Origin of the sequence: Nisaea denitrificans DSM 18348 (assembly GCF_000426505.1) — a bacterium.
GTDB lineage: Bacteria > Pseudomonadota > Alphaproteobacteria > Thalassobaculales > Thalassobaculaceae > Nisaea > Nisaea denitrificans.
Genome location: NZ_AUFM01000011.1, coordinates 896,129 through 916,717 on the forward strand (window position 1 = coordinate 896,129; position 20,589 = coordinate 916,717).

Below are 20,589 nucleotides of genomic sequence, written 5' to 3' on the forward strand. Positions count from 1 at the left end.
TTCCTCCGAGCAGGATCAATATCTCAGAACCCTCAACGCAAGAAACAGACCAGAGAGATCTACACTCCCTTTCCTCGCCGCCCAACAAGCTTCACATTGTTTCTAAAGGCTTTTCCTGCGCTGCAGGTCTGATCCCGATGTGTCGGCCATGCAAGTTGCGTCGATCGCAGATTGCAATTTGCAAGGGTTCAACGCTCAAAGCGCCTCGCGTATCGCCCCCATAAATCATAACGCACTGAATTTATTGATTTTAATTTAACTACAGAAGATGGCCCGAACTTTGCGGCAAGCGGACCAAATATTGGAGTTCGCTATGCCCATACGCCCGAACCGCATTCTTCTCAGCGTGGCCATCATCGGCGCCGCAGCATTTGGCATGAGCCCTTCCGTGTTCGTGATTCCGAGCATTGATGCTGTCGTGAATGCCGAAATCACCGTCGTGTCCTCGATGACCGAAGGCACGGTGAAAGGCGGCCCCCCCTCTGTCGGCACACGCGTCCGCAAGGGCACCCAATTGGCGGAGACCTACAACAATCGCCAAGACCAAAGCTTCAAGGGTGAACTGCGCACCGAAAAGGTCGCGCTCACTGAGCGGATTGACGCGCTTGATCGGCAGGAGAATGCGCTGCGGGATACGGCCAATGAGCTAGCCGCGCGTGTCCGCACATATGGTGACTTCACTCTGAAGCACCTCTCCAGGAGGCTGGCGGAAGCCGAGGCGGATCGTGAAGCGATTGCAGCCGAACGTCAGCATGCCGGGCGCGAACTCGACCGTCAGAAAACACTACTTTCCAAGGAGGCCACGTCGAAGGCCAAGTTCGAAAATGCTGAATTCAAGGTTAAGCAACTCGATGCACGGCTCTCGCAAAAGAACGCAATCATCGAAAGGCTGAATGTCCGTCGGCAGTCCGTTCAGCAAACGACGTTCCTTTCCGAAGGTCAAAACGACGTTCCCTATTCGCAGCAGCGCTTGGACGAAATCCGCTTGAGGTTGTTCGACCTCGAGGCCCGCCGCAGCGAATACACCATCCGCGTCAGAGAGATCGAGCGTCAGTTCGAGACAGAGACAAACCGTCTCGCGGCCACGCGGCTCACACGGCTCTACTCACCGGTCGACGGCGTCGTCTGGAAACGGTTTGTCAAACCGGGAAACGAAGTTGTGATTGGCGTCGAACTGCTTGAAATCGTCGATTGTGCAAATGCCTTTCTCGACGTGTCCCTTGAAGAGGAGAGCTTCTCCCGGATCCGCATCGGAGACGAGGCGGAGGTCCGCTTGGTCGGCGCCAACGCCCCCTTCTCAGCCAGGGTTCTTGCACTCCGAGGTGCTGGCGCTATCACCGAAGATCGTCTGCTCGCCGCCCGCCCGCAGATGCGTGGCCCGCGGGAGTTCCAGGCGATCCTCTCCTTTGATCCGCAACAGCATGGCGCCGGGCCCCAAAACTTTTGCTTGATCGGCCGATCCGCCGAAGTCGCCTTTACCCGCTTTGCAGACACCGGGCGGTTTGCCACCGTCGCCGACGCCTTCGGCGCGTTCCGCAATTTCATCGTCAAAACTGCGGCCGCCGCCATTCCGGAGAACCTGAAGTGACTGGCTTGTTGACCAATATCGCGTTTGATGTGCCAGCTCTGACTCCGTTGATTCTGGCTGTTCTCTTCATTGCTTTCGCGATGCCGCAGCTTCACCGGACGAGTAATCGCGATCGACTGATCGTGGTCTCTCTGACAGCCGTCTTCTTCATCCGTTACGTCATATGGCGTGCCGACCAGCTTATCTCGGCAAAAGGCGGAAGCGGGGAAATCGCCTATGCATGGGGGACCTTTGGGCTTGAAACGCTGGCCCTGCTCGAAATCGCCATCTTTCTGCTGATCATGTCCAGAACAGCGGACCGTAAGCCCGCAACCGACAGTGCCGAGCGTGCGCTGCTGGCCAGGCCAGCGGAACAGTTCCCGTCAGTCGACATCCTAATTCCGACCTACAACGAAGGCCGCGAGGTCCTGGAGCGCAGCATCATCGCCGCGCGCGGGATTCACTACCCGAATTTCAAGGTCTGGGTCTGCGATGACGGGAACGGGCGAACCTGGCTTCGTGACCTGTGCGCCTTCCATGATGTCGGCTATATCGCCCGGACGGATCGCTCCCACGCCAAGGCCGGCAATATCAATAATGCGCTCACCCTCACAGATGGGGAGATCGTGGCAATCTTCGACGCCGATTTCGCTCCGACACGAAACTTCCTGCTTCGCACGACCGGATTGTTCGAAGACCCCAGCATCGGCCTCGTCCAGACGCCACAACACTTCTTTAACAAGGACCCGATCCAGACCAATCTGGCGGCGCTCCAGGAGATTCCCGACGAACAACGCCTGTTCTTCGACCACATGGCGCCGAGCCGGGACGCTTGGGACGCCGCTTTCTGCTGCGGGGCGGGCTCGATCATGCGCCGTTCTGCGGTCGAGGCCATCGGCGGTGTGCCAACCGGGTCGATCACCGAGGACCTGCTTACATCTCTTGCCATGCTCCGTGTTGGCTATCGCTCCCGGTATCTGAACGAGCGGCTGGCTTCGGGACTAGCGCCGGAAAACATGAACGCCTACATCGTCCAGCGGCAGCGCTGGTGCCGTGGGGCCATCCAGGGGCTTTTCCTGCGCCAGGGGCCGCTCGGTCCCGGACTCTCTCTCAAGGATCGTGTGCTCTATTTCCCGCTCGGGTGGATCGCACAGCATCCTCTGAAATTGTTCATGCTGCTGGTGCCGATAATCTATTTTTTCACCGGCACCTCTCCTTTCCCCGGACTGACGCTAGCGGCTTTCTTCGAGATCATAGCCCCTCTGGTTCTCCTCGCGACGGCGGCAATGATGTGGCTGGTTCCCGGGTGCTACGTTCCGCTGGTCTCAGCCGCAGTCGGCATCCACACCGCTCTACATGTCTTTCCGACCGTCGTCGCCTCGTTGATATGCCCCTTCGGCGTGCCGTTCCAGGTCACCCCAAAAGGAAAGGCAGCTGAGCAGCGAACCGTCGATCGCCTTGGTCTCGGCTTCGCCATTCTCATCGGCTTGCTGACGGGCATTGGCCTGTTGTGGAACGGCTTCGCCTGGCGCGGGAACCACGATGCCGCCAGCTTCAATCTGATCGCAAATCTTTGGGGCTGCCTCAATCTGGTGATCTGCTTTCTGATCGGTCTCATCGCAATTGACCGCAGCCGCCTCCGTGGCGAGGAGCGATTTAACCTGAACGAGCCGTCCGTCATCACCTGTGTGGAGGAGGCCCTTCCTGGCCGCCTCGTCGACTTGTCGGCAACTGGCGCGCAATTAACACTCGCCAACGCCCCAGCGGTGGGCAGCGATGTCGAGCTCGAGATATTCGGTATTGGTGCCGTCCCCGGCCGGGTCGTCCGAAGCACGTCGGCCGGCGTCGGCATTCTGTTCGGTGCCTTGGATATCGACGTGCGCACAAAACTGATTGATCGCCTAAGTGCCGGCGATCTCGACAACAGTGTCCGATCGGCAAACTGGCTAGGTATCGTCCGTCAAACCCTTCGCAACTTCGTCTGAGGAGAAAACAACATGGAAATCCGCATACGCTCGGACTCAAGTCCACTCAGCATCACGCTGGAAGGCTCGCTCGACGGCACATCGGCTTCCGCGCTGCGAGATCAGTTCTTCGACGTTTCCCTGACAACGAGCGGAGCTGTAATCGTGGATATCAGCGCCGTGGATTTCATGGACAGCGTTGGCCTCGGCCTTCTGGTCTCCTTCTACCGCCAACTCGGCGCCAAGGGCCGCCTCCTGCACGTTATCGGCGCAACCGGCCAGCCCAACGACCTGCTGCGCATTACCGGCAGTGGCCGTGTGCTGTGCTTGCCAATAGCAGAAAACGTAGCGTGACCATCTGCAGCCTGAGCGCCGCCACGGAACGTTTCGTCGGGATGTTTGCTGAGTCCTTGGGCTGGATTAAAAAAACTGAACGTCGAAGCTCAGCCTGATCAACCTGACTTCTTCGCGAACTTCTGCTGATTTCACTTGAGCGGCAAGACGGCTCAATTCATCGAGGTTTCTCGGCGTTTATAATAAGGCGTTTGATGTGGGCGGCGAAAAACCATGTTGCGGGGATGCCCAGGACCAAGCCGCCGGCAATGGATTCATACGGGGTCAGCACACGCCAGCCGAGCCAGCTGAAGATCAATGATGCGAAGAACAGATTGACGGCAGCGGCACCCGCACCGAACGGATAGAGTCCTGCCAGCAGCTTCCATCCCGGCCGCGTGCTCACCGCCGGGTCACCAGCCATTGCACCGCCGCCAGAGCCAGCAACAAGGCGACAGATGCCAACAGGAACCAGCCTTCCGCCGTTGCGGTTTGCGGGTTCGGGATCGGGCGCTGGAAGTTTGACGCATGGGTCTGGAACGGCATCATCAAAGCGCAAAGAAAGAGCAGCGTTCGCATGTCAGGTCTCCTGTATCAGTGAGCGATAAATGTCCGGAAGCGCACGGATCAGGCGCGCGGGATCGGGCAGCAGGGTGAAGCCGGCGCGGTTGAAGATCCGCGCGAACCAGTCCTGGCCGTCAGCGTCGACGACGATGCCGTAGACCGCCTGCCCCTGCATGCGCGCCTCGTGGACGGCCATGCGGCTGTCCTCGATACCGTGCACGCCTTCGTAATGGTCTAGATCGTTCGGCTTGCCGTCGGTGAGGACCAGCAGGAGCTTGCGCGCGGCACTCTCCTTCGCCAGTTGCGCCGTGGTATGGCGGATGGCGGCTCCCAGCCGGGTGTAGTGTCCCGGACGCAGGCTGGCAATCCGTTCGGTGACCCTGGCCGACATCGGTGTATCGAAACTCTTGCAGCGGGTAAGGAAGACGCGATCGCGACGAAGCGAGGAGAAGCCCCAGATGCCGAACCGGTCACCGGCAGCATCGATACCGCCTGCAAGCGCCATCAAGGCCTCGCGCGCCGTGTCAATGACCGACCGTTCGCCGATAACCGCTTCGGTGGAACGCGAACAATCCATCAGCACGGCGACACAAAGATCGCGTTCGGTGACCCGCAGACTTTGATAAATCCGGTCACTGCCGGAGCCTGTCACGCGCAACGAAACCTGGGCCGCGATCAGCGCGTCGAGATCAAGCTCCGCACCCTCGATCTGACGTGGACGCAAGATGCGGCGCGGGTGCAGCGCCTCAAACTGACGCCGGACTCGGGCAATCAGGTGCTGGTCGACCTTGATGTCCCGAACTGGGTCCGCGGTGGCTTCTGCCTCCAGAACGCGGCAGAGATCGGGCATGTAGGCACGCGCCCGATGGTTCCATTCGGGATAGGTGTGGTGATCGGCCAGACGTTCGTGATCGGCATCCTGCGGCGCAAGGTCGAGATGCAGGCGCAGCCTCGTTGCAGCCCGCTTGTGGTTTTGCGACAGGGTGATGTGATCCTGATCCTCTGCCGCCTTCTGTGCATTGTCCTGATCGTCATCATCGACCGAGCGGTTGAGGTTCATGCTCTCGACCCAGCTCAGGATCGCCTCGAAACGATGGATGATGAAACTGTCCTTGCGATCGGCCTGCTCGCGCTCCTCGCGCGTGCCGACTTTTCGCGTGGTCGTTGCCAGCCCTGGCGGGGCTGTGCCCGGATCCTGCTCGGCGGCGGCATCGCCCGGCGCGGCACGTCCCAGCCGGAGCCAGATAGGTACCTGGGCGGGTGATGTATAACTGCGGTGCGCTGTTGCGGTTCCGGACCGGGCCTGACGCATCAGCTCAGCCGCCGGCTCGGAAAGCGGTGCCTGATCGCCGAGATACCGGCGTGTCAGCTCCTCCAGCGCATTCTCGGTCCGGTGTGAGGCATGCGACGTGCGGGTTTCGAGCACATGAGTACGCAGTGCCCTGAACGGCTTGGCGAGCCCAGGACAAGCCGCAAGCGTACGCGACGTCAGCGCCTCCATGGCCAGAAGGTGTGCCAGGTCCACTGAAAGCAGATCAGCTGATGGCTCGGGAGAGATCAGTCCTTCACTGCTGGCTGCCATGGCCGCCAGCCACAGATATGCCGCCCGGTTGAGGTCGAGCGTCGGGAACGCATCCATGAGCGGGGGCAGCCGCAAGCGCTCACCATCGAAGCTGGCCAGATATTCCAGCTGCCGACCGTCACCAATTGTGCGCATGACGCCGCGCCGGTGCGTGGCCGCTGTCGCGGGCGCGGCACCGATTTCGACACCACCTGCCCCGCCCAACGCCCGAAACAGAACCGCCAGAGAGGCCCGCATCGCCTCCAGCGGCACGGCACTCTCGTCGTAGCCCTCGGGCGCAGCCATGCGGCTGGCCCAGTCATGCCAGAGATTGCCGACCGTCTCTTCGGGCTCCATCAGGTCCAGCGGGCTGATCATCGCGATGCTCCCCGGTCAGCCGTAGACCACGGCGATCAGATCGCGGAGGGCCTGCTGGATATCCGGCTCGTCGGTCAGCGGCTCGATTACAGCGGCCTCAAGCGCCTGTTCGAGCGGCATGCCGCCCGCAATCAGCGTCGCAGCGTAGATCAGCAGACGGGTGGAGGCGCCCTCCTCCAGATCCATGCCCGACAGCGCCCGGATATGACCGGCCAGCCGAACCAGCGGCGCGACACGGCTTTCCTCGAGCCCGCTTTCGCAGGACACGACGGCCGTCTCGGTCACCGCATCCGGAAAGTCGAAACCGATCGACAGAAAGCGCTGCCGCGTAGACGGTTTCAGCCGCTTCAGGATGTTCTGGTAGCCGGGGTTGTAGCTCGCCACCAGCATGAAGCCTGGCGGCGCGGTCAGTTCTTCCCCAGTGCGGTCGATCATCAGCGTGCGACGACTATCCGTCAGCGGATGCAGCACCACGGTGACGTCTTTGCGCGCCTCGACAATCTCGTCGAGATAGCAGATCGCGCCTTCTCGCACTGCCCGTGTCAGCGGTCCGTCGACCCATTCAGTCTCCCCGCCACGGAGCAGGTAGCGGCCGATCAGATCGGCCGCGGAGAGATCGTCATGACAGGCAACGGTGTAGAGCGGGCGACCTAACCTGGCCGCCATATGCTCCACGAACCGCGTCTTGCCGCAGCCGGTCGGCCCCTTCAGAAGAAGGGCTAGACCATTGGCGTGGGCCGTTTCGAACAACGTGCATTCGTTGCCGACTGGCCGGTAGAACGGGACGGGCTGGGTGCCCGTCACGTTTTTTTTGTGCGCGTTCATGCCTGGCCTCTTTCGGGAGCCGCGGCTTCATCACCGGGCTCGACGATTTCCCGCTGCGGGACAAGCTGACTGTAAAGGAAGAGCAAAGCGCCCAGTACAACTGCAACACCCGCTCCGAAGCGCATGAGGTAGAAGATCTCAAGCGTGTCCTGCACATCCATGTAGTAGTCGCCGACCACCCGTTGCATATGCGTCTGGATGGTACCGGCGAAGGTCAGCACAAAGGTCATGAAGGCCATGCCGCCGGTCATTAGCCAGAAGCTGCACATGTTGAGCACCTGGTTGTAGGGTGAGCGACCCAGCAAAACCGGCATGGCATAGGTGAACATTGCCAGGTTCAGGGCGACATAGGCTCCGTAGAAGGCCAGATGTCCGTGCGCTGCCGTCACCTGCGTGCCGTGGGTGTAGTAATTGACCCCATGCAGAGTATGCAGGAAGCCCCAGACGCCGGCCCCGAAGAAGGCGACCGTCGCCGCGCCGAGCGACCACAACAGTGCCGCCTTGTTCGGATGATTGCGCCGCCCCTTCCAGACCATGATGAAGGCGAAACTCATCATGGCGAAGAACGGCACCACCTCGAAGGTCGAGAAGATCGAGCCAACCCACTGCCAGTATTCCGGCAGGCCGATCCAGTAAAAATGGTGGCCGGTACCGAGAATGCCTGAAAACAGTGCTGTGGCGACAATGACGTAGAGCCATTTTTCGATCACTTCGCGATCGACGCCGGTCAGTTTCAGCATCAGGAAGGCGAGGATCGACGCCATCACCAGCTCCCAGGTGCCTTCGACCCAGAGATGGACGATGAACCACCAGTACATCTTGTCGAGGCTGAGATTCGACGGGTTGATGAAGGCAAAGATCCACAACAGGGACAGCAGCCAAAGCCCGGTCAGAAGAACATTGGTGATCGCCGTCCGGCGCCCCGCCAGTACGGTCAGCGAGATATTGACGAGGAAGATCACCGCCGCCACCAGAATGCCGAACTTGACCCAGAGCGGTTGCTCGAGAAACTCGCGCCCGCCATGGATGCCGACGAGATAGCTCGCGACCGCGCCAAGCGTGCCGACAACGAGAATGATCAGCTGCAGATAGGCCAGCTTGACCGAGTAGATCTCGCGTTCGCTTTCTTCCGGAACGAGATAATAGGCAGCACCGAAGAACCCCAGCAGAAGCCAGACGATCAGCGCGTTAGTGTGGATCATGCGAATGATGTTGAACGGCAGCAGCTCGGACAATGTGTTTGGAGCAACATATATCCAGCCGGCCAGCAGACCACCCAGCACCTGAATGGCAAACAGCCCCATCGCAACAACGAAATAGGCGTAGGCCACTTTTTGTGATGCGTATTTCATGATTTTTCTCCCTCAACCCGCGTCGTTAGGCGGCCAATTCTGGGTATCCGTCTGATCGGCCCAGCGGAGGAAGTCGGCCAGCCCGCGCATTTCTTCCTCGGTGATTTCGAAGTGCGGCATTTGCCGGCGACCGGGTGTTCCGGAAGGCTGCGCCTTCATCCACGCATCAAGGATCTCGAAGGCCCCTTCGGGATCGTCGAGAACACCCCAGCGGGTCATCACGTTGCCGACTTCCGGCGCGAAATACGCACCTTCGCCATGCAGCGTATGACAGTTGATGCAGCTATGCCGTTCCCAGACTTCCTTGCCGAGTTTGACCGCGTCGGTCAGCGGCATGCCTGCCGTGGATTTCTCGACGACATAGCGGTGACTGTGGATCGTCATGGCCACGAACACGACTATGAAGAACAGAGATCCTCCATAAAAAATGTTCCTGGCCCGCGATTTTGTAAGGATCTCAGACATTGTGCCGGACCTGCTCGTTATTACGGATGGAGCAGAAATACCGGGGTCCGGGTTGGGCAATGTTGTCGCAGCGCAAAGAACTCAACGATTTGCCGTGTCACAACGAGATCACAAAGGATCAATGGTCTTGAGCCTTGACCATATGACCGCCTCGAGCTGTGGGAGCTTCGAATTGCAGGGACAATAACGTCATGAGACCGCCGGATATCAACGATCCAGACTTGCCGCTGACCACGCTGTTCAAGGAATGGCCCGGGACGCCGGCGGTATTCATAAGGCACCGGATGTTGTGCTACGGCTGCCCAATTGCGCCTTTCCACACGGTTATCGACGCCTGTGCGGAATACAAACTGGATGAAGACGCGTTTCGGGCGGAACTACGTCAGGCAGCAGGTCTCTAAAGTGGTTATTCGGCAGAAGCCGCGCCTAGCTCCCGGCGCCGCTCAGCAAGACGAGACGATGCGGGTCCGTCACGACAATATGACGCCGCGTACTTTCCAGAATGCCCTGCTTTTGCCAGGCACTGAGCAGCCGGCTGACCGTATGAAGCGTCGTTCCGGTCATGTCCGAAATATTCTGCCGGGTAACCGGGAAGGCAATTTCAATCCCGTTTTCGACCTTGCGGCCGGACTGATTGGCCATCCTGAGAAGCGCCGCCGCCAGGCGTTGTTCCACGGCCTGGGTTGCCAACTCCATCAATTGGGAATGCAGTTCTCCCATGCGTTCACCGACAACTTTGTAGGTTTCGGTCGCGAAACCATCATACTTTGACGTGAAATCGCTCCAGACCCGAACCGGCCAGGACAAGGAAACGGTCTCTGCCGCCGCAATTGCCGTTGCAGGATAGGTGTCGCGTCCCAGAGCCGGAGCAATGCCGAAAAGCTGACCGGGAGCGATATGCATCGCAATGATCTGCTCGCCCCCCGGCGTTGACTTAACGACCCGAATATAGCCGTCCAGCAGCAGATAAAACTGGTCGGCATGCATTCCTTCAGAAAAGACGGTCGCGCCCTCTTCCGCCCGCCTGGAGATTGCCTGGTCGAGGATTTCGCGGATCTGGGTGCGCTCGAGGCGTCGGAACGGTGGAAGCCCGACGAGAAGGCTTTCGTCTAATTTATTCAAAACTCGTCCCGAAGTTTGTTGCAGCACAAAGAGCCTCGCGCGGCACTAAAGCATAACGGTGTCAGGCAAAAATACCGAAAACAAAGAACGGATTTTTCGATGTTCAGCAAAATAATGATGGCGACCGCAGCTCTTGCCATGATGGCGGGATCCGCTTTGGCCGAAACCTACGAAGTCAAGATGCTCAACAAGGGCGCTGCGGGCTCCATGATTTTCGAGCCTGATTTTGTTGCTGCTCAACCGGGCGACACGATCCGCTTCGTTGCGACTGACAAAGGCCACAATGTAGAATCTATCAAGGGAATGCTCCCGGACGGGGTCAAGAAGTTCAAGAGCAAGATGAACAAGGACTTCGACCTCGTGGTCGAGACCGAAGGTCTTTACGGGCTCAAATGCACTCCCCACATCGGCATGGGGATGGTCGCCCTGATCCAGGTTGGCAAGGCCAGCAATCTTGAAGCCGTGCGTGCAGTGAAGCAGAGGGGCAAGGCAAAGAAACGGTTTGATGCCGCGTTCGCCAAGGTCAAGTGACCCGCAATTCAGAATGACTGATGCCGAGGGGGCGATGCCACGTATGTGCATCGCCCTTTTCATTTGTAAGGTGGAAACATCGAGATGACTAACGAGACACGGGTGCCTGAGCGTGACCTGGCATTTCTCAGCTACGGTTTCCGGCCGTTTTTCCTGTCCGCAGCGCTATTCGCGTGCATCTCCGTCTTTCTGTGGATGCTGCTGCTGGATGGAACACTCGAGCTTTCGAGCCCCTTTACCCCGACCGACTGGCATATCCACGAAATGCTGTTCGGATATGCATCGGCTGTCATCGCCGGCTTCCTGTTTACGGCGATTCCGAACTGGACAGGACGCGCGCCCAAACGGGGCTGGCCGCTGGTCTTTCTCGTTATCCTGTGGCTCATCGGCCGGCTTGCGACCGGGGGGATCTTGGGAATGGAGCCGATCGGCGTAATGCTTGCCGATTTGGCGTTCCTAGTTGCCATCGTGGCCATGATCGTCGTGGAAATCGTCGCCGGCCGGAACTGGCGAAATCTCATAGTCGTGGTTCCAGTCCTACTTTTGCTCGGGGCCAACCTCACCTTTCACGTCGAAGTCCATCTGACCGGTGTCTCCGACGTCGGCCGGCGCTTGGGTGTCGGCGTTATCGTCTTTCTGATCATGTTGATCGGCGGGCGGATCATTCCGAGCTTTACCCGGAACTGGCTGGTCAAACGCAACAGTGAAAAGCTTCCTGCTCCGATGAACCGGTTCGACGCACTCTGTCTGCTCACCGGTGGCGGAGTGCTTCTTGGCTGGTCATTCTTTCCTTATGAGCCAACTACCGGCTGGATAATGCTCGGAGCTGCCGGTCTGCAGGGCGTCCGCTTGAGCCGGTGGCGGGGCGCAAGCACCTGGAGGTCCCCTCTTCTGCTTATGCTGCATGCTGCCTATGCCTTTATTCCGCTTGGGCTCGTTACAACTGGCGCGGCTTCAATTGGCTGGATATCGCCGGCCTCCGGCGCCCATCTGCTTGGCATCGGTGCTATCGGCGGAATGACAATGGCAGTCATGATCCGGGCTTCTCTTGGACATACAGGTCACAAGCTCGAGGCTGGGCCTCTGCTGAGCGTTGCGGCGGGGATGATTTTCAGCGCAGCACTTGTTCGGGTGTGCTTTCCGGAGGCATTTGTCGGAAGTGTTTCCGGTCTTTGGATAGCAGCGGCTCTGTGGATTGCGGGCTTTGCCATTTTCTCGCTGAAAATTGGCCCCTATCTGACCAGAACCAGCCGAAAGCCCACGTAATCCGCCGGCAGGCCGGCGGCACAGCCGCCGACTTTCGGATTACGGACCAGATCGATGACAATCGCCCGGTGCTTTCCTTCGGCGATATGAGCCCCGCAATACTCCTGTTTCGCCAAAGGCTTCACCCCGTCGGCGGTCAGATCCGTATTCGCTACACAGGTATTGGTCCACTCCCAGACATTGCCTGCAAGGTCGGATAGACCGTGGGAGTTCTCGCCGAATGCCCCGCGCGGCTTGAGTTCTGTTTCGACACCTTCACGGGCTGCGACATTGCGGGCATAGGCCTCCAGCCAGCGCTGCGCCGGGTCGTCTTTCGCTTCTTCGACGATGGCCTCTTCAACAAAGCGCTCGGCTGCCGCGCGCTGCCATTCCCTGTCATCGGGAAGACGCCAGTCGAGGCCCGTCTGGCGCGAGAACCAGGCGGCATAGGCCGTCGCGTCATACCAGTTGACTTCGGTTTGAGGCATTTCAGCACTTGTCGGGCTACCGCCCTGGGAAACTTCTGAAGCCTTGCAAGCACCGTCTGCGACACAGGCAGCATACTCAGCGCGGCTGACCTGAAACTTCATGATTTCAAGAGGCGTTTCTGCGTCGTGCTGTTCCAGGGGTGCCTCAACAAGCTTACCGTAATAGCGATAATTCCCGGCGGGCCGATACGTGTACGGACCCGGTTCGACCACGACGGTCTCGGGCAAATCGGTGATCGCGGGCGCTGAAATGTTCCAGCCGATAATCGCGGCAACGGATGCGGTCAGAACAAGAGCGGAGAGCGATACAGTCAGGGAGCGCATTTCCATATCCCTCGACAAGATAAAAAGGGGCAGCCGTTTCCGGCCGCCCCTCGTTTGAGACTGACGATTGGTTGCACTCAGGGCAGCGCTGTTTTGCCTTCATGAGCGGCGTTGTATTCCGTCGGAGCGACAACCTGTTCCATCAGGTCGTTGTTCCACTTGCCTTCGACCAGAACGTGAGCGGTCGCACCAAGGTTCACGGCCTCGATCAGGTTGTGGTTCACATAGGCGTAGACGCCGGGCTGCAGGAATTCGTAGAGCGCGGCACCCGCCGAGCCGCCCCGGATGAACCAGGTTTCGAGATCACGGTCGGGAGCATTGTTGAATTTGCCGTGCTCCCAAACCAGATCGCCATGTCCGCCGATAAGGTGTGGACGGCTGTCGCGGTTGGCCTGACTATGGACGAACAGCACCCGCTCGCCTTGGCTTGCTTTCAAAGCATTGTCGCCTGTGAGGGCTCCAACCTTGCCATTGAAGACAACGTGGGTGGGAATAAGGCCGTTCATTACCTCTAGAGTGTCGGAATAGCTGTCGCCGACATCCGCGAAGCGTTTGTACTCACCGTTCTCGTCCTTCGGAACGTAGAAATCGTTCTCGCCGATATAGTAGACGCGGTCATAGCTGACCGGCTTGCCATTGTGATCCGACAAACCCTTGCGCGGCAGCACCATGACGGCGCCCGACATACCGGAGACGACGTGCCACGGGATCATCGGGCCGCCCGGCGCGCAGTGATAAACGAAGGTACCCGGCCGCGTCGCTTTCCAGCGCAGCACTGTCTTTTCACCTGGATTGACCAACGTCAGAGACCCGCCACCCAGCGCACCGGTTGCCGAGTGGAAGTCGATGTTGTGCTGCATCGTGTTGTTCGGACTGTTGTACATTGTGAGTTCAACGTAATCACCCTCATGAACCACCATCAGCGGGCCGGGAACTGACCCGTTGAAAGTCATCGCTTGCAGATATGCGTCATCGGCGATCTGCATTTCTTTTTCGACGATCTGCATTTCGAACTCGACGATACGCGGTTCGGCAGGCGCAATCTGATCGTGCGCATGGACGAATGGCGGCTTAACCAGCTTGTGCTTGATGCGCTTGAGGGACGACAGGTCGGCCGGAGGGGCCATCGATGTGTCCATGATCTCTTCGCCCTGTGCGGCTTTAATAGCCAAGGGGGTCGCTGCAAGTCCTGCGGCACCGATTAATGCGGCTCTACGCGTCAACATCGCTTTTTCCTTTCGAGCTTCAAATCTGTTCAAGGATGATTTAGCGATGCATGCCCAGTGCTACGTTGTGCCAGCACAATGTCGGGCTATTTTTTCTGTCGGAGAATGTGAGGGTCACTGAACCCGAGATAGCTTTGCGCCAATCAATACGATCGGTTGGCGCAAAGCTTTGATGTTACGAAGATTCCGTTATGAGAATCTCACCGGCTCTTTTCTCGGAGCGTTAATCGTCCGTCATCGGCGTGGTGATGACGAGGAAAACGAGATCAGTCAGCCCCGAATTCTGAATGCCGTGCTCGATCCCCGGCGGGATGAAGATCACGTCATGGCGCCGGACGACCTGCTTCTTGCCGGCGATCTCCATCAGACCCTCGCCTTCGAGTACGTGATAGACCTGCTCCTGCACCTTGTGGGTATGCCGTTCGACATAGGCCATCGGCTGGTAGCAGGAAATCCGGTGGTCGAGCTGTTTGGCGTCGGACGTGTCGGCCGCGACCAGCGGCTTGGACAGCGCGCCGCCGAAGTGGCCAGGGAATTCCTTCCACTCGACCTCGGCAATGTTGCGGATGAAAGCCTTGCTCATGAATCTGGTCTCCTTGGTTTCCGCGCTTGCTTGACGATTACGGGTGATACGGCTCGCCGAAGACCGGCTCCTTGTGCGGGATCGGCGGCAATGCCCAGGTTCCGGTTGCCGGCGGGCGGATTTCCGCATCGACATGTACATCGATCAGATACGGTTTGTTGGAAGCGACTGCATGTTCCAGCGCGCCCTTGAAATCTTCCGATTTCGAAACCGTAACCCCCTCAACGCCCGCGGCCCGTGCCCAGGCGGCGAAGTCCGGGTTGTAGGGCCGGTTGTTGTTGCCGGTCTCGTAGAAGCCCGTAGCGATCTCGCGGCCGTCGAACAATCCGTACTGGATGTCGCGGATGGCGCTCCAGCAGAAGTTGTTCCAGACCACCCAGACGACCGGAATGTTGTATTCGGCGGCGGTGCAGAGCACGTGCGGCACCATGGTGAAACCGCCGTCGCCACAGATCGAGATACAGGGCCTGTCCGGTGCCGCCAGTTTGGCGCCGAGAATGCCGCTCGGCCCGAATCCCATGCCGGAGAACCCCCAGGTGTTCAGCATGGATTGCGGCCGCCGCGCTTTCCAGAACTGCATATACCAGTTGTGATGCACGCCGGAATCGAGGGAGATGATCGCATCGTCCGGCAACACGGCCGCGCAATCCGCCACCACGCGCTCGGGGCGCATCGGGCTGGCATGCACGTCGAAATTCGGCCGAGTGAAGTCGTCCCATGCCTTGGCCCAACCGGCAATATCCGCCAGCCACGGCGCCATACGTCCGTCTTCGGATGCGCCACGCTGGTCAAGTTCCGCCAGCAGCTGGGTCAGGAACGTTTTGGCATCGGCCAGGACGCCAAGATCCGGCGGATAATTGCGGCCGATTTCATCATGGTCGACATCGGCATGGATCAGTTTCGTGTCCGGGAAATTCCATGAGTAACCGGGTGTCCAGGACGACGAGGACCGGTCGTCGAAGCGTGCGCCGACGGCAATCACGAGGTCGGCGTGCCTGCCCGCCTGGTTTGCCTGATAGGCCCCGTTCCGGCCGATAAAGCCGAGCGAGAGCGGGTCTTCCATATCAAAGCAGCCCATGCCGTTCGGCGAGCTGATGACGGGAATGGAGAACCGGCGCGCGAGCTCCGTCAGCTCAGCGCTCGCTTCAGAAAGCGTCACGCCGTGGCCGATGAACAGGACCGGCTTTTCGGCCGCCAGCAGCATATCGACCGCTGCCGCGACATCTTCCGGTGCCGCTCCGTTGCGGCGGGCCAGATGGCCGCCCGACGGCGCCTCGGGAGTAACGTCCGCCTCTTCCTGGAAGACGTTGAATGGCACGTCCAGATTGACCGGTCCCGGCCGCCCGCTCAGCATTGTCGTCGTCGCCTGGCGCAGGGCCAGCGGCAGCATGTCGACCCGGGTCGGCTGGAAGCTGCGTTTCACGACCGGCCGCATGACATTGGCGAAGTCGGCCTGATTGTGCCGGTTCAGTTCCTGGAACGGGCTGCGGTTGAACTGCGAGGTTGGCACGTTTGCCGTGATCGCCAGGAAAGCGGAGCTGTCCGTCTGCGCTACCGCTGTCGCCATGATCAGGTTGGCCGAGCCAGGACCGCAGGAGGTCAAGGTCGCGACCGGCTCGTGCTTGACCCGGAAATAGGCATCCGCCATATGCGCCGCTGTCTGCTCGTGCCGGGGCGAGATCAGCTTGATCTCGTCCTGCACATTGTACAGCGCATCCAGCATGCCCACGGTGCCGTGGCCACAGATTCCGAAGATATACGGGATCTTCTCGTTGATCAGATGTTCCGCGATGATCTCCGCGCCTTTACGCAGCGCCATGGCGCTCTCCCGTTCCAGGTTGTCTCAAGTCGTTCTCAGGAAAATTCCGGCCTTAGACCATGCCGCCGTTTGTCTGCACGATCTGGCCGTCAATCCAGGAGGATTTATCGGAGGCCAGGAAGGCCACGACGTCTCCGACCTCTTCCGGCTGGCCGACCCTGTTCAGCGGACTCATGCCGGCGGAGCGCTGGATTGCCGCCTCGTCCTTGCCGGAACGGAACAGGTCAGTATCAACCGGCCCGGGAGCCACGGCGTTCACCCGGACACCGCGCCCGGCCAGTTCTTTCGACATGGACCGGACGAGACATTCGACGGCCGCTTTGGTGGCGCTATACGGACCGAGGCCCGGCGCTGCGAAACGCACAAGCGACGTGGTCAGCGCGATGATTGTGCCGCCGTCCGTCACCGACTTGGCGGCTTCCTGGAGTACGTTGAAGGCGCCGACGATATTTACCTCGACGAGACGGCGGAAATTCTCCGGGTCGAAATTAGCCATCGGTGCCGGTGGCACGTTGATGCCGGCATTGGCGACGATACAGGTCGGCGCCCCGCCGAAATCCTTGCTCGCATCCGCGATTACCCGGGTGACATCCGCCGGATTTGTGATGTCAGCCTTGTAGGCCCGCACCGATCCGGCGGTTTCCGGGGCGGTACTTGTATAGGTCAGTGCGACGTCAAAACCGTCCGCCGCGAGAGCATCGACGCAGGCTTTTCCGATCCCGCGTGAGCCGCCGAATACGATTGCGATTTTCTTTGTCATGATGGTCCTCGTGTTTCTGGATAGAGAATGGAATTCAACTACATGTGACGCGGATTAGAGCCACAGGATCTCCTTGCGATAGTCCAGGTCGTCAAGCAGAGCCTTTGCGGGCCCGGTATGGATAACAGCGCCGCGGTCGAGCACGAAGACCCGGTCGGCCAGGGCCAGCACCAGATCCAGATTGTGCTCAACGATTACCACTGGAAGGCTGAGGCGAAGCCGGTCGAACACGGCGAAGAGATCCTGGATGATCGCGGGCGCCAGTCCCTCGAAAGGCTCGTCTAGCAACAGCAGGCGAACATCTCCGGACAGTGCCCGGGCAACCGCCAGCATCTGCTGCTCGCCACCCGACAGATAATCGGCGGGCGTGTCGAGGCGTTCTTTCAGGACCGGGAAGAAATCAAAGATCTGCTCTTCGGTCCAGACGACACCGCGATCATCCGATGCCGCCCGTGCCAACCGGCCAAGCTCGAGATTTTCGGCAACGGTCATCCCGGCGAAGAGCCCGCGCCCTTGCGGGACATACCCAATACCAAGCCGCGCGGCCTGATAAGCGGGCATACCGACCAGCTCCCGGTCGCCGAATGTAACGCTGCCGGAGGCGGCCGGAACAAGACCGGCAAGCGTCTTCAGCATTGTCGACTTGCCGGCACCGTTGCGTCCGAGCAAGGCGACAATCTCGCCCTCTTTTACGTCCAGCCCGACATCGTTCAGGATATGGCTCTTGCCGTAGAAGGTATTCACCTTGTCGATTGTCAGTACCGGGGCCGCCTCGCCTGCAGCATCTGTCTTCCGGCCAGTCACGACCGGGGTTCCGGAGCCGGTATAGACTTCCTGAACCCGGCTATCCGTGCGCACGGCCTCAGGCCCGCCGGACATCAACACCTCGCCCTGGTTCATCACTGTCACATGCTTCGAGAAGGCAAGCACACGGTCGATGTCATGCTCGACGATCAGAACCGGGACCTCCTTTGAAACATTCTCGATCAGGTTGGACACCCTCTCCCGCTCTGCCGCAGCGAGACCTGCAAGGGGCTCATCGAGCAATAGCATTCCCGGCTTTGAGGCGAGCGCGATACCAAGATCGACCAGTCTCTGGCCGCCATAGGAAAGATCACCACCCTTGGTTTCCTGAATTCCGTCGAGCCCGAGATAGCGGATCAGCTCGTCGGTCTCGGCGTTGATTTCCGGATCGATGTCAACATCTTGCCAAGGATTGAAGCGGCTTTCATGTCGGGCCTGCAAGGACAGACGGAGGTTTTCCCGTATCGTAAGATCGTGGAACAGATTGGTGATCTGGAAAGACCGGGCCAGCCCCCGGCGGCAGATAGCATCCGGTGAGAGGGACTGGATTTCCTCTCCCCGCAACCGGATCACTCCCCTATCCGGCGTGAACATGCCGGAAACCAGATTGAAGAGAGTCGTCTTGCCGGCGCCGTTCGGGCCGATCAGCGCGTGAATTTCGCCTGCAGAGACTTCCAGTCCGGCATGTTCCACAGCCCGGATACCGCCGAAGTGCTTCGAGACGCCCTCGACCTGCAGAACGGTGCCGCCGGTGCGTTCGGGCCGGAGAAACGCTGGCAGCGCGAGATTGTCGTACAGCTTCCGCTTGCTCATCGCGGCCGCTTCGGAAGGTGCCTTGTGCCAGTGACGGCGCATACGCTCCCAAATGCCTACAAGGCCGTTCGGCGAATAGATGACGAAACTGACGAAGACGATGCCGAACCAGAACAGCCAGTGCACAGTCCAGATAGAGAGCATCTCGCGGAACAGGATGTAAAACGCGACACCGATGGCCGGGCCGAGGATATGACGCATCCCGCCGATCACCACCATCGCCAGCAATTCGCCGGAGAAGATGATGGAGGTGGATTCCGCCGACACGATGTAGTGCTGAAAACCGGTCAGCGCTCCCGCCAGCGCTGTAACTGCGGCCGAGAGGACAAAAGCGGCCAGCTTGTAGCGATCAACAGGATATCCCTGGAATGTAGCACGCTGTTCGTTCTCTCGGATCGCCACCAGGACATGGCCGAAGGGTGAGCGGGCAACCCGGTGCAGCCCATAAAGCACCAGAAAGCCGATTACGGCGACGACGGCATAGTAGGAAAGCTGGTCGTCCAGATTGAGAGGACCGAGAGTGCCCCGCTGCAGGCCGCCAAGCCCGTCCTCACCACCTGTCACCTCGGTCCAGCGGAAGGAGATTGTGTATGTCAACGCGGCAAGCGCCAGCGTCATCAGGGCGAAGTAAACCCCCTTCCGGCGCAACATCAGGACACCGACGATTGCCGCCGCGACAGCAACGAAAAGCATGGCGAACAGGATCGGGATCAGGATCTGGTCCGGGAACCAGTGTCGCTGGCTGAGCGCTGCGGCATAGGCGCCGATACCGAACCAGGCGCCATGCCCGAAGGACACCAGCCCGGTATAGCCAACAAGGACATTCAGCCCCATGGCCGCGATCGTCAGCGTGACAAGAAATGCCGCCGTGCTGGTTGTTTGACCCAGCAGCGACATGATGGCCGGCAACAGAAGCAATGCCAGTGCGCCAATCCAGAGCGGCGCGTGCTTCGTTTTCAGGAGCGCGGAGGTCATTCGAACTTCTCCATGCGCTCGCCAAGCAGGCCGCGCGGACGGAACATCAGGATCAGGAACATCAGGACGTACATCGAGGCCTCACCGGCGGCGGGCACGAAATGGATGGTGATGCCGCGCACCACGCCGACCAGCAGCGCGGCGGCGACAACGCCCCAGAAACTGCCAAGCCCGCCGATAACGACGACGACGAAGGCGACGGTTATGATTTCCGCTCCCATCGCCGGGTGAACGACCGCAATCGGGGCGAACAGCGCACCTCCCAGAGCGGCCATGCCGACGCCCAGAACCACGACGGTGGTCATATATGGCTGCAGCCGGATACCCAGCGCCGCCACCATGTCCGGGTCCTGGATCCCGGCCCGGACAACGCGTCCGAAGGACGTCTTCTGCAGCAGGTACCAGATACCGACCAGGACCACGGCAACCACGGCCAGCAGAAGAAGGCGGTATTTGGAAAACAGGAAATCGCCGACGATCACCGGCCCCTTGAGCAGTGCCGGCATTGAAGCCGGTTGCGGTGCCGCGCCCCAGATGATCCGGATCATTTCCTCGCCGACCATGGCGAGGCCGAAGGTCACCAGCAATCCCAGGATCGGGTCCGCGGTGTAAAACCGCTTCAGGATGAAACGCTCGAACAGGATGCCGAGGAGCCCGACGAGGACCGGCGAGATAGCCACAGCAGGTGCGAAGCCGACATATTTGGCAATTTCGACCGAGACATAGGCGCCGAGCGCGTAGAACGCGCCATGGGCCAGATTAACCACACCGCCGACGCTGAAGATCAGCGACAGGCCGAGTGCGATCAGCAGGTAATAGCCACCAAGGACGAGGCCATTTACGAGCTGTTCCAGAAGGAAGACGAGCTGCATTCCTGTTCAGTTCTCTTA

20 protein-coding genes are annotated in these 20,589 nt (G+C 59.8%); 6 read left to right on the forward strand and 14 right to left on the reverse strand.

Translation table 11 applies throughout. From position 1 onward, the window contains the following. Positions 1 to 313: 313 nt before the first annotated feature. The 3 genes from K328_RS0105110 to K328_RS0105120 are packed head-to-tail and all read left to right on the forward strand — an operon-like array spanning position 314 to position 3,885. Entirely contained in the window at positions 314 to 1,588 is a 1,275-nt protein-coding gene (locus tag K328_RS0105110; RefSeq protein ID WP_028465052.1) for an HlyD family secretion protein, read from the forward strand. After that, positions 1,585 to 3,552, forward strand: coding sequence for a glycosyltransferase (locus K328_RS22630; RefSeq protein WP_051284519.1), 1,968 nt, complete (start codon positions 1,585 to 1,587; stop codon positions 3,550 to 3,552). The genes K328_RS0105110 and K328_RS22630 overlap by 4 nt, the downstream gene beginning before the upstream one ends. Positions 3,553 to 3,564: 12 nt before the next feature. Further along, a complete protein-coding gene (locus tag K328_RS0105120) occupies positions 3,565 to 3,885 on the forward strand; it encodes an STAS domain-containing protein (RefSeq protein ID WP_051284520.1) in 321 nt (106 codons plus the stop codon). 157 nt (positions 3,886 to 4,042) lie between these two features. On the opposite strand, the gene K328_RS0105125 is transcribed toward K328_RS0105120, so the two are convergent. From K328_RS0105125 to K328_RS0105150, 6 genes are read right to left on the reverse strand one after another with little or no spacing between them, the layout of a single operon-like run. Continuing rightward, positions 4,043 to 4,288 (reverse strand): hypothetical protein, encoded by a 246-nt coding sequence (locus K328_RS0105125; protein WP_051284521.1) that lies wholly within the window; start codon positions 4,286 to 4,288, stop codon positions 4,043 to 4,045. Next, positions 4,267 to 4,443 (reverse strand): hypothetical protein, encoded by a 177-nt coding sequence (locus tag K328_RS26840; protein ID WP_169721173.1) that lies wholly within the window; start codon positions 4,441 to 4,443, stop codon positions 4,267 to 4,269. The genes K328_RS0105125 and K328_RS26840 overlap by 22 nt, the downstream gene beginning before the upstream one ends. 1 nt (position 4,444) lies before the next feature. Next, on the reverse strand, positions 4,445 to 6,367 hold the full coding sequence (locus K328_RS0105135) for a nitric oxide reductase activation protein NorD (protein ID WP_028465055.1): 1,923 nt from the start codon (positions 6,365 to 6,367) through the stop codon (positions 4,445 to 4,447). Between the two features lie 15 nt (positions 6,368 to 6,382). Beyond that, positions 6,383 to 7,192, reverse strand: a complete 810-nt coding sequence (locus tag K328_RS0105140; protein ID WP_051284522.1) for a CbbQ/NirQ/NorQ/GpvN family protein — start codon at positions 7,190 to 7,192, stop codon at positions 6,383 to 6,385. After that, positions 7,189 to 8,544, reverse strand: coding sequence for a cbb3-type cytochrome c oxidase subunit I (locus tag K328_RS0105145; protein WP_028465057.1), 1,356 nt, complete (start codon positions 8,542 to 8,544; stop codon positions 7,189 to 7,191). Before K328_RS0105145 ends, K328_RS0105140 begins: the two co-directional genes overlap by 4 nt. A gap of 12 nt (positions 8,545 to 8,556) precedes the next feature. After that, positions 8,557 to 9,009 carry a c-type cytochrome gene (locus K328_RS0105150; RefSeq protein ID WP_028465058.1) on the reverse strand — a complete coding sequence of 151 codons (453 nt, stop codon included), beginning with the start codon at positions 9,007 to 9,009 and terminating at the stop codon, positions 8,557 to 8,559. Positions 9,010 to 9,200: 191 nt separating this feature from the next. Between K328_RS0105150 and K328_RS0105155 the strand changes: the two genes are divergently transcribed. Beyond that, positions 9,201 to 9,410, forward strand: coding sequence for a DUF1858 domain-containing protein (locus K328_RS0105155; RefSeq protein ID WP_028465059.1), 210 nt, complete (start codon positions 9,201 to 9,203; stop codon positions 9,408 to 9,410). A 25-nt stretch (positions 9,411 to 9,435) separates the two neighbouring features. On the opposite strand, the gene K328_RS0105160 is transcribed toward K328_RS0105155, so the two are convergent. Further along, positions 9,436 to 10,131: a Crp/Fnr family transcriptional regulator gene (locus K328_RS0105160; protein WP_028465060.1), complete on the reverse strand. Its 696-nt coding sequence runs from the start codon at positions 10,129 to 10,131 to the stop codon at positions 9,436 to 9,438. A gap of 99 nt (positions 10,132 to 10,230) precedes the next feature. Here K328_RS0105160 and K328_RS0105165 point away from each other — a divergent pair, with 99 nt between their 5' ends. Next, positions 10,231 to 10,662 (forward strand): pseudoazurin, encoded by a 432-nt coding sequence (locus K328_RS0105165; RefSeq protein WP_028465061.1) that lies wholly within the window; start codon positions 10,231 to 10,233, stop codon positions 10,660 to 10,662. Positions 10,663 to 10,746: 84 nt separating this feature from the next. Continuing rightward, positions 10,747 to 11,928 carry an NnrS family protein gene (locus K328_RS0105170; protein ID WP_051284524.1) on the forward strand — a complete coding sequence of 394 codons (1,182 nt, stop codon included), beginning with the start codon at positions 10,747 to 10,749 and terminating at the stop codon, positions 11,926 to 11,928. Here K328_RS0105170 and K328_RS0105175 read toward each other — a convergent pair. The 7 genes from K328_RS0105175 to K328_RS0105205 form a co-directional block, all read right to left on the reverse strand. After that, positions 11,895 to 12,719: an SUMF1/EgtB/PvdO family nonheme iron enzyme gene (locus K328_RS0105175; protein WP_028465063.1), complete on the reverse strand. Its 825-nt coding sequence runs from the start codon at positions 12,717 to 12,719 to the stop codon at positions 11,895 to 11,897. The genes K328_RS0105170 and K328_RS0105175 overlap by 34 nt on opposite strands. A gap of 77 nt (positions 12,720 to 12,796) precedes the next feature. Next, positions 12,797 to 13,945: a copper-containing nitrite reductase gene (nirK, locus tag K328_RS0105180; RefSeq protein ID WP_028465064.1), complete on the reverse strand. Its 1,149-nt coding sequence runs from the start codon at positions 13,943 to 13,945 to the stop codon at positions 12,797 to 12,799. Between the two features lie 223 nt (positions 13,946 to 14,168). After that, the gene (locus tag K328_RS0105185; protein WP_028465065.1) at positions 14,169 to 14,528 is read right to left on the reverse strand and encodes a cupin domain-containing protein; all 360 of its coding nucleotides are present in this window, start codon (positions 14,526 to 14,528) and stop codon (positions 14,169 to 14,171) included. A 37-nt stretch (positions 14,529 to 14,565) separates the two neighbouring features. Further along, positions 14,566 to 16,347, reverse strand: a complete 1,782-nt coding sequence (locus K328_RS0105190) for a thiamine pyrophosphate-binding protein (protein ID WP_028465066.1) — start codon at positions 16,345 to 16,347, stop codon at positions 14,566 to 14,568. 52 nt (positions 16,348 to 16,399) lie between these two features. After that, positions 16,400 to 17,107 (reverse strand): SDR family oxidoreductase, encoded by a 708-nt coding sequence (locus K328_RS0105195; protein WP_028465067.1) that lies wholly within the window; start codon positions 17,105 to 17,107, stop codon positions 16,400 to 16,402. A gap of 54 nt (positions 17,108 to 17,161) precedes the next feature. Then, a complete protein-coding gene (locus K328_RS0105200) occupies positions 17,162 to 19,699 on the reverse strand; it encodes a branched-chain amino acid ABC transporter ATP-binding protein/permease (protein WP_051284526.1) in 2,538 nt (845 codons plus the stop codon). Continuing rightward, on the reverse strand, positions 19,696 to 20,571 hold the full coding sequence (locus K328_RS0105205) for a branched-chain amino acid ABC transporter permease (RefSeq protein ID WP_028465069.1): 876 nt from the start codon (positions 20,569 to 20,571) through the stop codon (positions 19,696 to 19,698). Before K328_RS0105205 ends, K328_RS0105200 begins: the two co-directional genes overlap by 4 nt. Positions 20,572 to 20,589: the final 18 nt, after the last annotated feature.